Origin of the sequence: Campylobacter cuniculorum DSM 23162 = LMG 24588, from assembly GCF_002104335.1 — a bacterium.
Lineage (GTDB): Bacteria > Campylobacterota > Campylobacteria > Campylobacterales > Campylobacteraceae > Campylobacter_D > Campylobacter_D cuniculorum.
Window position 1 is genome coordinate 350,145 of sequence record NZ_CP020867.1, and the last position, 15,320, is coordinate 365,464.

Below are 15,320 nucleotides of genomic sequence, written 5' to 3' on the forward strand. Positions count from 1 at the left end.
AGAAATGAAAATTTTAGGTTTTGATATAGGAATTTCAAGTATAGGTTGGGCTTTTGTTGAAAACGAAGAGCTTAGGGATTGCGGGGTAAGAATTTTCACAAAGGCAGAAAATCCCGAAAATGGAGAGTCTTTGGCTCTACCAAGACGCGAAGCAAGAGGTGTAAGACGCAGATTAGCAAGAAGAAAAGCAAGGCTTAATGGTGTTAAAAAACTTCTTTGTCAAGAATTTGGGCTTAAGCTTAACGATTATTTTTCAAACGATGGAGAATTACCTAAAGCTTATCAAATGAGTAAAAATACTAAAAGTGTCTATGAATTAAGAACTTTAGCTTTGAGTTGTAAGCTTGAATTTAAAGATTTGGCTCGTGTGTTTTTGCATATTGCTAAGCATCGTGGTTATGGCAATAAACATGCTAAAATTTCTCAAGATAGCAAAGATATAGGGCAAATCAAAAAAGCACTTAAGCATAACGAAGAGGAGTTAAAAAATTATAGGAGTGTGGGCGAATATTTGTATAAAAATTTTTATCAAAAAGTTAGAAATTTTGAAGAAATAAAAACAAAAAATAAAAACAATCAAAGTACATTTGAATTTAAAAATGTCCGCAATAAATCTGGAAATTATAAGCAATGCGTTTCTCAAGAATGGCTTAAAAATGAATTAAAATTAATCTTTGAAAAACAAAGAAGTTTTGGGGTTAAATTAAGCAAAGATTTTGAAAATGAGCTTTTAGATAAAATCTTTTTTCAAAGAGAATTAAAAGATTTTAGTGATAAGATAGGATTTTGTATCTATTTTGAGGGTAAAAAACGAGCTTCAAAAGAAAGTTTAAGTGCAAAAGAATTTATTGCATTAACGCGAATGATTAATACGTTTAAAAATCTCGAACAACAAAATAGAAAAAATCAAAGCGGAGAAATTTATAGTCAAGAAATAATTAAAGAAATTTTAAACATAATATTAGATAAAGGAATGATGAAATACAAGGAATTGCGGACACTCTTAAAGCTCGATAAAAGCATACAATTTAAAGATTCTAAATTGAGTTATGAAAAAGGGATTGAAAAAGCCGAAGAAACAAAATTTATAGATTTTAAAGAATTGAGAAATTTTAAAAAGGCTTTAGGAGGAAGTTTTGAGGGCTTAGAGAGAAAACATATTGATGAGATTGCTCATAAAATTACCTTGATTAAAAGTAAGGAAAAATTAAAAATTGCCTTAGAAAATTATATTAAAGAGCATAAATTAGAGCAAAGATTAAATGAGTGTTTGGGCAATTTAAGTGAGCTTGATTTTTCGGGACATATCGATTTAAGCCTAGAAGCTTTGGAGCAAATTTTACCTTTTATGAGAGAGGGTTTTCGCTATGATGAAGCGGTGAAAAAAGCTGGACTTAGAGAGATAAGAAAAGATTATTTGAAAAAAGATTTTTTACCGCCACTTAAAGATTTTGAAAACTTAGCAAATCCTGTGGTCGTAAGAGCATTAGCAGAGTATCGTAAAGTTCTTAATGCTTTGCTTAAAAAATATGGAAAAATGCATAAAATTCATATTGAATTGACACGCGAAATAGGGCTAAATCATAAGGAAAGACAAAATTATATAGAAGAGCAGAAGAATAATTTTAATTTCAATGAAGAAGCTCGTAAAAAATGTGAGGAAATCGGACTTGATGCTGAAAAATATCTTTTAAAAATGAAACTTTTCTTAGAACAAGATGAATTTTGTATTTATAGCGGAGAGAAAATTAAAATTGAGCATTTAAGAGATGCTAAAATGTTAGAAATTGATCATATTTATCCTTATTCTCGAAGTTTTGATGATAGTTATCTTAATAAAGTCCTTGTTTTCAGCAAAGAAAACCAAAATAAAGGTAATAAAACACCTTTTGAAGCTTTTGGAAACGATAAAGAAAAATGGGATAAAATCAAAGGTTTAACTCAAGGACTTAAAAAACTTCCTTCTAAAAAGAAAAAAAGAATTTTAAATTTGTATTTTAATGATAAAGAAGCGGGATTTATTTCTAGAAATCTCAATGATACTGCTTATATTGCAAGGTTTAGTGCAAATTACACAAAATATTTTTTGGATTTTTTACCTTTGAGTGAAAATGAAGTAAGCATTTCTGGAGAAAAAGGCTCAAAAGTGCATGTAGAAGCCATTAGTGGAAGACTCACTGCAATGCTTAGGCATTATTGGGGATTAGGGCAAAAAGACAGAAACAATCATCTTCATCACGCGGTTGATGCGGTTATTGTTGCTTACACAAATGCCAAAATCATAAAAAATTTTGCAGATTTTAAAAAATTTAGAGAACAAAATAAGGCAAAAATTTATGCTAAAGAGTTTGCACAAACCACAGATAAAAAAATCTTTAAACCTTGTGAAAATTTTAGAAATAAGATTTTGATGAAAATAGATGAAATTTTTGTTTCAAAACCACCCAGAAAAAGAGCAAGAGGAGCTTTACATAAAGAAAGTTTTATGAGTTTTGATGATAAAAAATTGCTTAAAAGTTATGGAGGCAGAGAGGGTGTAAAAAAGGCATTAAGTTTAGGAAAAATTCGCAAAATTGGAACAAAAATTGTTGAAAATAAAAATATGGTTCGAGTAGATATTTTTAAAGATAAAAAGGGTAAATTTTATGGTGTTCCCATTTATACTATGGATTTTGCTTTAGGAATTTTGCCAAATAAAGCAGTTGTAAGTGGGGAAGATAAAAAAACAAGAGAGATTAAAGATTGGAAAGAAATGGATGAAAAATATGAATTTTGTTTTAGTTTATTTAAAGATGATTTGATTAAGATACAAAAGAAAGATATGAAAGAGCCAAAATTTTGTTATTATAAGAATTTTGATGTTTCTAATGCTTCAATTTGCATTGCTAAGCACGATAATAAATTTGAAAATAGGGACGAGGATGAAAAAATCTTATATTCTAAAGCCACTTATAAGAAAGTAGAAGCTAGAGGTATAGGGATTCAAAACCTTAAAATTTTAGAAAAATGGCAAGTTTCACCTTTAGGAGAGAAACGGGAATTTGAATTTGAACCGAGAAAAAATATAAGTTTAAAAACAACAAATAGAAAAAATGTCTTTTGATGAAGCTTTTAAGAGTGTTTTGATAGGTTCTAATGTAAAACTTAGCCTAAAACTCAATCATCTTGTCATCAAAAAAGATGAAAGTGAAACCAAGCTTTTTTTAAAAGATATTAACCTCATTATTTTAGAGACTCATCAAATTAATCTAAATTCTGCTTTGTTAAATGCTTTGGTGAAACACAAAATCATACTTCTAACTTGTGATGAGTCTCATCAAATCAATGGTATTTTCACTCCTTTTTTAGGACATTTCTTAAGTGCGAAAATAGCAAAAGAGCAAATGGCTGTAAGTGTTCAAAGAAAGGCGATTTTATGGCAAAAAATCATTAAAAATAAAATCAAAAATCAAGCTTATGTCTTAAAATTTTCAAAGCACCAAAAACAAAGTGAAGAATTGCTTGAATTTTCTAAGAGAGTTTTATTAGGAGATTCTAAGAATGTAGAAGCGAATGCCGCAGCTTTATATTTTAAAACTTTATTTGGGAAAAATTTTTACAGAGAAGAGCTTTGTTTTGTCAATTCTGCTTTAAATTACGGCTATGCTGTTATTAGAGCTTGCATCATTCGTAGTGTTTGTATCAGCGGACTTCTCACTTGGCAAGGGATTAAACACGATAATATTTATAACAATTTTAATCTTTGTGATGATTTGATAGAGGTTTTTAGACCTTGGGTGGATTTATGTGTTTTAGCTTTATTAAAAAATAAACAAAATGACAATGAATTTATAACGAAAGAAAATAAAAGAATGCTAATAGAAAATTTGCAAAGTAAGGTTAAAATCGATGGAAAAATTTATCCTTTGAATCGTGCCATCAATCACTACACGCAAAATTTTAAGAATGCTTTATTAGATAATCAAGAATTAATGCTTGTGGAATTTGATGATTGAAGATAAATTTATGCGTGTGCTTTTAATGTTTGATGTGCCAACTAAAACTAAAAAAGAACAAAAATATGCCAATCAATTTAGAAAAAATTTAATCAAACTCGGTTTTTTTATGATGCAATTTAGCGTATATGTTAGAATTTGTAAGGGCTTAAGTTCCGCTAAAAGCTCTATCAATGCACTCAAAAAACATTTACCACCTTATGGAAATGTCCGTGTTCTTATCATCACTGAAAAACAATTTGACAATATAGAAATTTTATTAGGAGAAATAAGTTTTAATGAAAAAATGAATGATGATAAAAATCTTGTTTTATTTGAATTTGATGAAAAAACAGGGGATTATCGTTACAATACAGAAAAAATATCTGATAAAAAAGAGAAACATTCTGTTAAAAAAGAAAAGATTTATCAAGCTCGTTTAATTGAATTTTAACGGTTTTTAAGGGATTGCAAACCCTGCGGGGAACCGAAAAACCCCTTATTTTAGTCCCTTTTTAAATTTATGATAAAAATTATAACATAAAATTTTATAATTTTTATGCAAAATTTTAAACCTAAATCCCTTTTTATTTTAATTTGATGAGAGTCTATTGTATCATAAAAAAAATTAAAAAGGGACTAAAACGTAAATTCATAATTTAAATTGGTTATATCAATTGTATCATAAAAAAAATTAAAAAGGGACTAAAACATCAGCTTGAGTTACATTGACTGCAGTTTGATTGTATCATAAAAAAAATTAAAAAGGGACTAAAACTTAATCCCTTATTATAATATTAAAACATTAATTGTATCATAAAAAAAATTAAAAAGGGACTAAAACGTTATTGAATGATTATCAGTTCATTCAAAAATTGTATCATAAAAAAAATTAAAAAGGGACTAAAACGATTTAGTGTTACACCAGCCCGATTTAATTATTGTATCATAAAAAAAATTAAAAAGGGACTAAAACATCAGCTTGAGTTACATTGACTGCAGTTTGATTGTATCATAAAAAAAATTAAAAAGGGACTAAAACTTAATCCCTTATTATAATATTAAAACATTAATTGTATCATAAAAAAAATTAAAAAGGGACTAAAACAAAAGAAGGTATGGCTAAAGCTGATGCTGAATTGTATCATAAAAAAAATTAAAAAGGGACTAAAACATCTTATGACGCTTATAATGAGACTATGGGATTGTATCATAAAAAAAATTAAAAAGGGACTAAAACATTGGGTCAATCGCTTTCAAATTTTCAATTGATTGTATCATAAAAAAAATTAAAAAGGGACTAAAACAATTCTCTATCTGTTGCGTTAGCTTCTTGTATTGTATCATAAAAAAAATTAAAAAGGGACTAAAACTCTTTACGAGTTGCTTAATGACTATAATTTATTGTATCATAAAAAAAATTAAAAAGGGACTAAAACCGTTTATAATGCTCTGTAAGAAGCCTTACCATTGTATCATAAAAAAAATTAAAAAGGGACTAAAACCCCTGCGATGGCTTATAATATGATTTGGAAATTGTATCATAAAAAAAATTAAAAAGGGACTAAAACGATTTAGTGTTACACCAGCCCGATTTAATTATTGTATCATAAAAAAAATTAAAAAGGGACTAAAACATCAGCTTGAGTTACATTGACTGCAGTTTGATTGTATCATAAAAAAAATTAAAAAGGGACTAAAACTTAATCCCTTATTATAATATTAAAACATTAATTGTATCATAAAAAAAATTAAAAAGGGACTAAAACATCTTATGACGCTTATAATGAGACTATGGGATTGTATCATAAAAAAAATTAAAAAGGGACTAAAACATTGGGTCAATCGCTTTCAAATTTTCAATTGATTGTATCATAAAAAAAATTAAAAAGGGACTAAAACATCTTGTAAATGGGTAGGAAATTCAGATGGATTGTATCATAAAAAAAATTAAAAAGGGACTAAAACGCTACCAAGAAAATAAAGCTAAATGGGGTCATTGTATCATAAAAAAAATTAAAAAGGGACTAAAACTTCGCAAGGTTCATTTTCACCCGCTACTGAATTGTATCATAAAAAAAATTAAAAAGGGACTAAAACAATTCTCTATCTGTTGCGTTAGCTTCTTGTATTGTATCATAAAAAAAATTAAAAAGGGACTAAAACTCTTTACGAGTTGCTTAATGACTATAATTTATTGTATCATAAAAAAAATTAAAAAGGGACTAAAACCGTTTATAATGCTCTGTAAGAAGCCTTACCATTGTATCATAAAAAAAATTAAAAAGGGACTAAAACCCCTGCGATGGCTTATAATATGATTTGGAAATTGTATCATAAAAAAAATTAAAAAGGGACTAAAACTTTCAATGGTTGCTTGTTCGACTTATTTTGATTGTATCATAAAAAAAATTAAAAAGGGACTAAAACAGTAATTCTCCAATCCAATTAACCTTACTAATTGTATCATAAAAAAAATTAAAAAGGGACTAAAACTCTGAGGTTCAAGCTCGTTATTTTTGTTCTATTGTATCATAAAAAAAATTAAAAAGGGACTAAAACTTATCCTGCATGGGCTTACATCAAAATATATTGTATCATAAAAATTTAAAAGTGATTTAATTTAAAAAAAGTTGTAATGAGGAAGTAAGCTGCAAATTTTAAAATATAAATAGAAATACATTTTTCAATATCTACAAAAGATAAAAGATATTAAAACAAATGCTTTATAGCATAGAAATGCAATTTCAATTAAGATAGAGATATAATGTAAATATGAAAAAATATAAAATCATTGAAAAAATACAAAATTTCATTTAAAATGTTAATTTAAATCGCAATCAATTCTAAAATTTTAATTTTTTTACAAAGATAATGCAAAAATTTAAAAAAAATTTGTTAAATTTTCAAAATCATTAAAATATAAAAATTCAATTTTTCTTTAAATAGGGTGGAAAATGAAAAAGAATTTAATCATAGTAGAATCTCCAGCAAAGGCGAAGACCATAGCAAATTTTTTAGGCAAAGATTATGAGGTGATTGCTTCTAAGGGACATATTAGAGATTTGCCTAAAACAAGCTTTGGTATCAAAATAGAAGATGAAAAATTTATACCAGAATACAAAATAAGTTCGGATCATAGTGCCTTAGTTAAGGAGTTAAAATCCAAGGCTAAAGACGCTTCGCAAATTTTCTTAGCTACTGATGAAGATAGAGAGGGTGAAGCCATAGCATATCATATTGCTAAAGCCTTAGGTAAAGATGAAAATTCCTTACCCAGAATAGTTTTTCACGAAGTCACTAAAAGTGCGATTGAAGATGCGCTTAAAAAGCCAAGAAAACTCAATATGAGTTCAGTTGATGCTCAACAAGCAAGAAGATTGCTTGATAGAATAGTAGGCTATAAACTTAGCCCTCTTTTAGGACAAAAAATTCAAAGGGGATTGAGTGCAGGAAGGGTGCAATCTGCTGCTCTTAAAATCATAGTTGATAGAGAAAAAGAAATCAAAGCCTTTGTTCCGCTTGAATATTTTAGTGTAGATATGATTTTTGAAAAAGATTTGGATGCTGAACTCGTCGCATTTGATAAGGCTAAAATCGAAAGACTCACTCTTACAAATAAAGACAGAGCAAAGCTTGTTTTTGAAGAATGCAAAAAAGGAGAATTTGTCATTAAAGAAATTGAAAGTAAAGAACGCAAAATTGCCCCGCCTCCGCCATTTATGACTTCAACCTTACAACAAAGTGCGAGCAATCAGCTTGGTTTTAGTCCTAAAAAAACTATGATGATTGCTCAAAAACTCTATGAGGGTGTGAATACACATCAAGGCACAATGGGCGTTATTACCTATATGAGAACTGATAGTCTTAATCTTGCTAAAGAGGCTTTGAAATCCGCAAGAACTTTTATCAAAGAGAATTTTGGTGCAAATTACTTGCCACAAAAAGAAAAAATTTATACAAGCAAAGCTAAAGGAGCGCAAGAGGCTCATGAAGCGATTCGTCCTACAAATTTAGACTTTACCCCGCAGATTGCAACACAATTTTTAGGTAAAGATGAGTTAAAACTCTATACTTTGATTTATAACCGCTTTTTAGCATGTCAAATGAAAGAAGCTGTGTCACAAATTCAAAATGTTTTTGTCGCAAATAATAGGGCTGTATTTAAAATCAGCGGACGCAAAATACTCTTTGATGGGTATTATAAAATTTATGGAGATAAAGATAAAGATAGAATTTTACCTGATTTAAAAATTTCTCAAGCCTTAAAAATTCAAAATTTAGAGCTTAGTTCTCATTTGACTGAACCACCTGCACGATATTCTGAAGCTGGACTTGTTAAAAAACTTGAAAGTCTTGGTATAGGGCGTCCTTCGACTTATGCTCCGACCATTTCTATCCTTACAAGCAGGGATTATGTTCGTATTGATAACAAACAACTCATTCCTACGGAAGTGGCTTTTAATGTTACTGAACTTTTAGAAAAAAATTTTAGCGATATTGTAGAGAGTGAATTTAGTGCAAAATTAGAGGATACTTTGGATTTAATTGCTGAAGATAAAGCGGATTGGCAAAAAGTTTTGTGTGATTTTTATTATCCTTTTATGAGAAAAATTGAAGAGGGAAAAACAAAAATTAAAAGCCAAAAAACCTTTACCAAACTAGGAGAAGCTTGTCCTGATTGTGGGGGAGAGCTTGCGATTCGCAAAGGAAGATATGGGGAATTTATAGCTTGTTTAAATTTTCCAAAATGTAAATATTCTAGAAATTTAAAGCCAAAAGAAGAAAATTCTCAAACCGCACCTAAAAAAAATGGCATAGGCGTAACTTGTCCAAAATGTAAAAATGCAGAACTTGTAGAAAGATTTAGCAAAAGAGGGAAATTTTATGGTTGCGGGTCTTATCCAAAATGCGATTTTATCTCTAAATACAAACCAAGCAAAGAGCTTTGCGAACATTGCGGGGAAAATTTAGTCATAAAAGAGCTTAAAAAAGGCACTTTTTTGGAATGCTTAAAATGTAAAACGAAAAGGAGAGCTTAATGAAGTATAATTTACAAACACTTCCTTTGGAGAAAATTAAAGCCGATGTTGTTTTGAGTTTGGGTTCAAATTGTCGCGTTGCCCATTATTTAAGAAAACACCATTTAAGATTATGGACAAGTCCGCTTGATTGGATGTTGCATACGAATTTAGAGAGTGCGTATGAGCTTTTTAAAAGCGGTTTTAAGAATTTTTTTACAGATTGCTCACTGGAGGGGGAAATTGAGACTTCAAAGGCAAGAAAAAAGCTCATCGTTAAGGACAATCAAACGGGAATGGTGAGTTTGCATCATTTCTTTCCTAATGAAAGTTTAGAGATTCAAGTCCAAAGAATCCGCGAACAGACATTTAAAAGATGGGAAATTATGAAGCATAAGCTTTCAAATTCTCAAAACATTATTTTAATTTTTACTGGAGTGGCAAATTTAGAAGAATTAACATCATTTTTAGAAAAGTTTTGCTCCCTTGATTTTATGAGTGAAGCAAAAAAAAAGGGGGGGGGGATTATATTGATTTGTATCTCTAATGATAAAAATTTAAAAGCTGATGAAATCACCATGCAAAAGACTCAAATCGCACAAAATAAAATCATATTTGAGTATTTTCTCAACGAAGAAAATGGTGATACTTTAAGAGGCAATGCATTGTTTTGGGATAAACTTATGAAGAGCATACAAATGTCTCGAAAAATTAAATTTAAAAACGCCTTAAATGATTTTAGAATCCGCTTTTTACGCTCTTGCAAGAAGAGGATAGCTTTTTTTACAAAAAGTTATAAAAACGACATTAACGAAACGCACTGAATGGAGTAAAAATGGAGATTATGTTATGTGCTATTAGCAATATCGCAAGTGGAGGTTGCAGTGAGGATTGTCAATACTGCACTCAAAGTTCTTTTGTAAAAACTCAAATTCCAAAATACAAAAGAAAAGATATAAAACAAATTGTTTTTGAAGCTAAACTCGCAAGAAAAAATCAAGCCTTAGGTTTTTGCTTGGTTACAGCAGGAGCTGGACTTGATGATGACAAACTCGAATATGTTTGCAAGGCTGTGTATGAGGTTAAAAAAGAAGAGCCTGATTTATTGCTTATTGCTTGCAATGGTTTGGCGAGTGTGGAGCAATTGAAGGAGCTTAAAAAAGCAGGAGTTTTTTCTTACAATCACAATCTTGAAACTTCTAAAGAATTTTTTCCGCAAATTTGCACAACTCATACTTGGCAAAGTCGCTTTGAAACAAATTTAAATGCTAAAGAAGCCGGGCTTATGCTTTGTTGTGGTGGAATTTATGGTATGGGTGAGAGTGAAGAGGATAGAGTGAGTTTTAGAAAATCTTTGCAAGAGCTTAAACCTTTTTCATCACCGATTAATTTTTTTATTTCAAATGAAAATTTAAGGCTAAAAGTCCCAAAACTTAATGCCGATGAAGCTTTAAGCATCATAAGAGAGAGCAAAAAAGCTTTGAGCGATACGCGTATTATGATTGCTGGAGGTAGAGAATGGGTTTTAGGCGAAAGACAATACGAAGTTTTCGAGGCTGGAGCTGAAGCCATTGTTGTGGGTGATTATCTTACCACCAAAGGAGAAGAGCCGAGTAAAGATATAGAAAAGCTTAGAAGTATGGGATTTAGCTTTGCATCCGAATGTCATTAGTTATCAAAATTTAATTGATTTAAAAATTCTCATTGTGATTGCAGCTTGTTTGCTTTTATCCCCTTATATCGCTAAATTTTTGCGTTTGCCCATCTCTGCAACAGAGATTATGCTTGGTGCGGTTATAGGATATTTTGGCTTTATTGGCGAGAGTGAGAATTTTAAAATTTTAGCCGATGTGGGCTTTTATTATCTTATGTTTATTGCAGGTATGGAGGTGAATTTACAAACTTTTTTCAATATGGATAAAAAGCTTTTTCAAAAGAGTTTGTTTTATATTATCATGCTTTATTTAAGCTCTTCGCTTTTAGTATGGGCTTTAAATCTTGATTATGTTTTTATTTTAATCATTCCTGTAATGAGTGTAGGATTGCTTTCTGTGCTTTTTAAAGATTTTGGTAAAGAATGCTATTGGCTCAATACCTCTATGCTTGTTGCCACTCTTGCAGAAGTTGTTTCTATCGTTCTTTTAACCATCACCGGAGCTTTTTTACACGAGGATTTGAGTTTGATTGAAGCGGGAAAGAGCATTTTGTATTTGAGCATTTTTTTAGGACTTTGTGTTTTAGGTTTTAAAATTCTTGGAGTGCTTTTTTGGTGGTATCCACAGCTTAAAATCATCTTAATACCTCACGAGGACAAAAATGAAAAAGATATAAGATTTTGCGTTGCAATTTTTATTTTAATCATTGTTGCGATGATTGTTACAAAATTAGAAATCGTTTTGGGTTCTTTTATCGCGGGTTCTTTTATCGCAACTTTTTTCAATCACAAAAAGGATTTAGAGCATAAAATTTCACATTTTGGTTATGGTTTTTTAATCCCTGTTTTTTTCATTTATATAGGTTCAACTTTTGATTTAAAAATCATTTTAGAATACCGCATTCTCTTACTCTCTTTGTTTATTATGTTTGTAATGATTATTTTAAGGGTCTTTTGTGCTTTGGTCTTTACTTCAAAGATAGGCTTTAAAAATACAATTTTATTTGCTCTAAGCCATTCTATGCCCTTAACCTTACTCATCGCCATAGCTTCTTTGTCTCATTCGGCAAAAATCATCACAGAGGATATTTATTCTGCTTTGATTTTAACAGCTTTGTTTGAAGCCATTTTAATTATGAGTTTGATTAAATTCATTTCAAATTACAAACAAAATTTAATAAATTCACAATGAAAATTCAATAAAATTACAATTTTACTCAAAATTTTAAGCTTTTTAATATATTGTCAGCCAAATAAAATATTTTAAATCTCTTTTTGGTTAAAATATAAATGAATAAAATATTAAAGGAGAAAAAATGTCAAATTCTGTGACTCTAACGGACAATAGAAATGGTAAAAGCTATGAATTTCCTATCTATGATGCAAGTGTGGGACCAAGCGTTGTGGATATGTCAAGTTTTTACAAACAAACAGGAATGTTCTCTTATGATGAAGGTTTAACTTCAACCGCAACTTGTAAATCTCAAATCACCTATATCGATGGAGATAAAGGAATTTTAACACACAGAGGCTATCCGATTGAATGGCTCGCAGAAAATAAATTATTCTTAGATGTCATTCATCTTCTGCTCTATAAAGACCTTCCAAGTGAGCAAAGATTAGATGATTTTAGGTATGAACTTAAAAAACGCTCTTATATTCATCAAGGTATGCACAAGCTTTTTGATGCTTTTCCGGACAATGCTCACCCTATGGCTATCTTACAAGCTTCAGTCGCTTCTCTTTCAGCCTTTTATCCTGATCATTTAAACATGGATATTAAAGAAGAATATATGGAAATGGCGGCTCGCATTGTGGCTAAAATTCCAACCCTTGTTGCAACTGCATACCGCTATAAAAATGGTTTTCCTATGGCATATCCTAATTTAGATAGAGGTTTTACAGAAAATTTCTTATATATGTTAAGAACTTATCCTTATGATCATGTAAGACTTAGACCTATAGAGGTGAAAGCACTTGATACCGTGTTTATGCTCCATGCAGACCATGAACAAAATGCTTCAACCGCAACTGTGAGAGCAGTAGGCTCAACTCAAGCTCACCCTTATGCGTGCATTTCATCAGGAATCGGAGCACTTTGGGGGCATGCTCATGGCGGGGCTAATGAGGGTGTTATAAGAATGCTAGAAAGAATAGGAAGTGTTGATAGAGTCGATGAATTCATCAAAAAAGCTAAAGATAAAAACGATCCTTTCCGTCTTATGGGCTTTGGACATAGAGTCTATAAAAATTTTGACCCAAGGGCAAAGGTGCTTAAAAAATTAAGAGATCAGCTCATCGATGAGTTAGGAATTGATACAAATCTTATTAAAATTGCTTCAAGGATAGAAGAAATTGCTTTAAATGATGATTATTTCATTCAAAGAAATCTTTATCCAAATGTGGATTTTCATAGTGGTCTTATACTCAAAGCTTTAGGAATTCCAAATGAAATGTTTGCAGCCATTTTTGTCATCGGCAGAACTCCGGGCTGGATTGCACAATGGATTGAGCAAAAAGAACAAGGAGCTTTAAAAATTGTCCGCCCAAGACAACTCTATCTTGGTGAAACTCAAAAATGAATTTAAATTCTTATCTTGATTTAGCTATAGAGGCTGCAAATGCAGCTTCTGTAGCAATTTTAAACGAAAGACAAAATTTAAAAATTTGGCAAAAAGAAGACAATTCCCCTGTAAGTTCTGCGGATTTAATTTCAAATGAAATTCTTACTCAAAACCTTGCAAAAACAGATATTGAGATTTTTTCAGAAGAAAAAATTTTACCCTTTGAAAAAAGAAAAAATTTAGAATATTTTTGGCTTATTGACCCCCTTGATGGCACAAGCAGTTTTTTAAAACAAAGGGACGAATTTTGCATAATGATTGCTCTCATACACAAACAACGTCCCATACTAAGCTTGATTAAAAATCCTACAAATGACGATATTTTCTACGCTCACAAAGACACTAAAGTCTATAAAAATTATAAAATTTTAGAAAAAGATGAGTCATTGTTTAAGGAGAATCAATTCACAGCCCTATTGAGTGTCAATCATCTAAGTGCTACAGATGCAGAATTTGCAAACAAGCATAAACTTAAAGCTCTTAATATAAGCTCCGGACTTAAATTCACTGCCCTTTTGGAGGGAAAAGCCGGAGTGTATAGAAGAGCTGAAAATTTAAGCATTTGGGATATAGCTGCGGGGGATTTTTTAATCAATCAAAATGGTGGTTTTATGGGTGATTTTAACGCAAAATTCTTAAACTATAATCAAAAAAATCATAGGACTTCATTTTTTTTAGCAGTGTCTGAAAAAAGTTTTTTAAAAGCTTTTTTATAAAAAATTTGAGTATAATTTAGGCTTTAGATTAAAAGGAAGATGATGAAAATTTTTTTAGTGCTTTTTTTGGCTTTTTTTCTTAATGCTCAAGCAAATGATTTTTCACAAAAAAAGATTATTAAAATCGATCAAAATGAAGATGAATTTAAAATCATTGATTTAGGACAAGGAATTCATAACCAAAAACTTGATGAGCAAAAAGCCCTTTTTGACAGCTCCGCTTTAAAAAAATCAAACAAAGACAAACAAGTTGATTTTGGAATTCTTATAGGATTTAGAGAAAATTTCGGCTATGCTTTGGATAATTTTCACATCAGAGCCAAAGATTTTTCAGAACAATTCAGTCAAAGATTGATTAAAGATTTAAATTTAAGATTGATTAATGCTGCGGCAAATAAAATTTATCAAGCAGAGAGAATGCTTAATTTTTCTCATCCTAATAAAAAATTTAAACTTGTTGAGCTGTCAAAATTCCTAAGACAAGAAAAAAATAAGGATAAAATTAACACGCAATTTACAGATTTTTTAATCGCTATCAGCTTGGATGATTTTTATATCAATATCACAGATTTTTTCTTTACAAGCCTCAAAAATGCCTATGCTAAAATCAATGTTAAAATCATATCCACAAGCACAAATAAAATCGTGCTTGCAAAAAATATCAATTTAAGATTAAGACTTGATTCAGAAAATCCAAAGGATAATTACGAAAATTTACTCTCACAAATGCCGACAATGTTAGCTGAAGTTGTCAATAAAGAGGGTGCAAAATTAAAAGTAGAATGACTCTTTATGTGCCCTTTGTTTATGAGATAAAAAACAATTTAGCTTCTTTTAAACCACAAATCAAAAAGCCTCCGATTAAACAGATTGAAAGCCCCTATTTCGTAGAAAATCAAAACTATGGATTGCTTAGAAAATTATTTAAAGGCTTTTTTTATGGACTCTAAAAATCCTTTGTTTTATCCTTTTTAAGAAATTTTATTGAATGAAATTAATCGGGGTTAATTCTCTTTTAACCTTTAAAATTCTATAATTAAAACCATTTAAATTATAGGAAAATGCGATGGATTTTTTTGATGAAATGCTGAATAAAAGCCCAAAGGAGAAATTTATAGAAATTATCCAAAATGGAAATTTAGGTGCTTTAGAAAATGTTTTTGAAAATTTCTTTGCAGAATACATTGCTATGGTTGAACTTTTGGAAAAACAAGGTTTAAACGAAAAAAATATGAAAAATTTTATCCTTGAAAATTTCGAATTTATCGAGCAAAGAAAGAATGATATTTTTATAGAACTTGGAGCAAAAATTTTAGGACATGAAGGCTAAA

At 30.0% G+C, this 15,320-nt stretch carries 12 protein-coding genes and 1 CRISPR repeat array; all 12 genes read left to right on the top strand.

What is annotated here, in order from left to right:
• Positions 1-4: 4 nt before the first annotated feature.
• The 12 genes from cas9 to CCUN_RS01870 all read left to right on the top strand — a co-directional run bounded on the left by cas9 (position 5) and on the right by CCUN_RS01870 (position 15,319).
• Positions 5-3,103 (top strand): type II CRISPR RNA-guided endonuclease Cas9, encoded by a 3,099-nt coding sequence (cas9, locus tag CCUN_RS01820; RefSeq protein ID WP_027305220.1) that lies wholly within the window; start codon positions 5-7, stop codon positions 3,101-3,103.
• Positions 3,093-3,995: a type II CRISPR-associated endonuclease Cas1 gene (gene cas1 / locus CCUN_RS01825; protein ID WP_027305219.1), complete on the top strand. Its 903-nt coding sequence runs from the start codon at positions 3,093-3,095 to the stop codon at positions 3,993-3,995. Before cas9 ends, cas1 begins: the two co-directional genes overlap by 11 nt.
• Complete coding sequence (gene cas2, locus CCUN_RS01830) at positions 3,988-4,428, top strand: CRISPR-associated endonuclease Cas2 (protein ID WP_027305218.1); 441 nt, start codon at positions 3,988-3,990, stop codon at positions 4,426-4,428. Before cas1 ends, cas2 begins: the two co-directional genes overlap by 8 nt.
• Positions 4,429-4,584: 156 nt before the next feature.
• A CRISPR array of direct repeats spans positions 4,585-6,536; the repeat unit is 36 nt; unit sequence ATTGTATCATAAAAAAAATTAAAAAGGGACTAAAAC.
• A gap of 395 nt (positions 6,537-6,931) precedes the next feature.
• The gene (gene topA / locus CCUN_RS01835; RefSeq protein ID WP_027305561.1) at positions 6,932-9,016 is read left to right on the top strand and encodes a type I DNA topoisomerase; all 2,085 of its coding nucleotides are present in this window, start codon (positions 6,932-6,934) and stop codon (positions 9,014-9,016) included.
• The gene (locus tag CCUN_RS01840) at positions 9,016-9,819 is read left to right on the top strand and encodes a DUF1796 family putative cysteine peptidase (protein ID WP_084483675.1); all 804 of its coding nucleotides are present in this window, start codon (positions 9,016-9,018) and stop codon (positions 9,817-9,819) included. Before topA ends, CCUN_RS01840 begins: the two co-directional genes overlap by 1 nt.
• 11 nt (positions 9,820-9,830) lie before the next feature.
• Entirely contained in the window at positions 9,831-10,667 is an 837-nt protein-coding gene (locus tag CCUN_RS01845) for a biotin synthase (protein ID WP_027305562.1), read from the top strand.
• Positions 10,648-11,841 (top strand): cation:proton antiporter, encoded by a 1,194-nt coding sequence (locus tag CCUN_RS01850; protein WP_027305563.1) that lies wholly within the window; start codon positions 10,648-10,650, stop codon positions 11,839-11,841. Before CCUN_RS01845 ends, CCUN_RS01850 begins: the two co-directional genes overlap by 20 nt.
• Before the next feature lie 124 nt (positions 11,842-11,965).
• Positions 11,966-13,231, top strand: a complete 1,266-nt coding sequence (locus CCUN_RS01855; protein ID WP_027305564.1) for a citrate synthase — start codon at positions 11,966-11,968, stop codon at positions 13,229-13,231.
• The gene (locus tag CCUN_RS01860; protein ID WP_027305565.1) at positions 13,228-13,989 is read left to right on the top strand and encodes a 3'(2'),5'-bisphosphate nucleotidase CysQ; all 762 of its coding nucleotides are present in this window, start codon (positions 13,228-13,230) and stop codon (positions 13,987-13,989) included. Before CCUN_RS01855 ends, CCUN_RS01860 begins: the two co-directional genes overlap by 4 nt.
• A 42-nt stretch (positions 13,990-14,031) precedes the next feature.
• Complete coding sequence (locus CCUN_RS01865; RefSeq protein ID WP_027305566.1) at positions 14,032-14,775, top strand: hypothetical protein; 744 nt, start codon at positions 14,032-14,034, stop codon at positions 14,773-14,775.
• Positions 14,772-14,939: a hypothetical protein gene (locus CCUN_RS09710; RefSeq protein WP_157258332.1), complete on the top strand. Its 168-nt coding sequence runs from the start codon at positions 14,772-14,774 to the stop codon at positions 14,937-14,939. The genes CCUN_RS01865 and CCUN_RS09710 overlap by 4 nt, the downstream gene beginning before the upstream one ends.
• 116 nt (positions 14,940-15,055) lie before the next feature.
• Entirely contained in the window at positions 15,056-15,319 is a 264-nt protein-coding gene (locus CCUN_RS01870) for a DUF2018 family protein (RefSeq protein WP_027305567.1), read from the top strand.
• The last annotated feature ends 1 nt before the right edge of the window (position 15,320 follow it).